Origin of the sequence: Klebsiella sp. GL120222-02 (genome assembly GCF_003097195.1) — a bacterium.
GTDB lineage: Bacteria > Pseudomonadota > Gammaproteobacteria > Enterobacterales > Enterobacteriaceae > Klebsiella > Klebsiella variicola.
In genome coordinates, this window is record NZ_QEQO01000022.1 from 1 (window position 1) to 1089 (window position 1089).

Annotated in this window: 1 protein-coding gene; it reads right to left on the minus strand. The window is 58.4% G+C overall.

Annotated elements, in window-relative coordinates:
- Positions 1 to 1089, minus strand: a 1089-nt coding sequence (locus N438_RS27425; protein WP_133246610.1) for a DUF2235 domain-containing protein, incomplete at both ends; no start/stop codon positions are given.

Consider the following 1089-nt stretch of genomic DNA (forward strand, 5'->3'; position numbering starts at 1 on the left):
TCCGAACTCCTTCGCCGCGTCGAACAGCTGGGTTTGATCCATCTTTGGGTCAAAATCCTTCACGCCCGGCTGCAGAACCAGCTCATCCATCCTGTCAGGAGGCTGGTTTGCTATCTGGTTCTGGCGAGCCCTGAGCACCGCCGCCTGTTTTTCATCACGAACCTCTTCTGCCGCCTTACGCGCGGCAGGCAGCGCGTCGGTATTCGTGGCGCGCTGATAGAAGGGCGTTTTCAGCATCGAGCCTCTGGCATAGCGGTCGATGCGCCAGGCGGTGATCCAGGCCATCTGCTCAGCAATGACGGTTTCCAGACTGCCGCCGGCGGCAGGTGGTTCGTAGTGAGAGGCTGCTTCGGGATCGAACGTTTTCGGCGTGGTTTGGCCCAGGGTGAGTTCACGCCAGGCGTTGAAGCGTGATATTAATTCCGGTGCAGCGACAAAATCTCTAATTTGCTCAGCATCAAGAGCGCGCCAACTATCCTTTCTTAAACTCTCCGGTAAACTAAATTTATTGACTTTCAGTGGCGCGCCAGCAGAAAAAGCGCTTGAATACAGGTCATGCAACACTATTTGTGACAACAGATAGCCATCATGTTTAGCATTCGCCTTCCCCTGATCCCCCGGCGGATATCCTCCACCGATATCCGAGTGCATCCCCGGGTAAACCACCTCAGTGGCAAAGGGCGGGTATTTGCCGTTTGCCCGCCGCACCGAGTCCAGCGGAAAGCAGAGACGCTGCTCATGCCCGGAAACCAGGTGAACACATTTTTTTATCAGCCCGCCATAGGTTTCATCATCCGGCAGCTCCATCGTGCCGTCTGCCCAGGACATATGCCCGTCGGCAACCGGCACCACATGCGCCACCCCGACGGAGGCCACCGTATCCAGCAGCCCGAGAAACTCCACGCTGACGGGCAGCTGCATCCCGCCTGTCTGCAGGCACTGCGGCGGTTTTTCACCTTCCGCCGCCGGCGGGGGCAGCAGTTCGCTCAGCCAGCGCACAAAGGTGCGCGCCGCTGCCGCGCCGCGGGAAAAACCATAGACATACAGCTTGATGCCTGTCAGTTTCGGCTTGCCCGGCTCAGGCTGAAT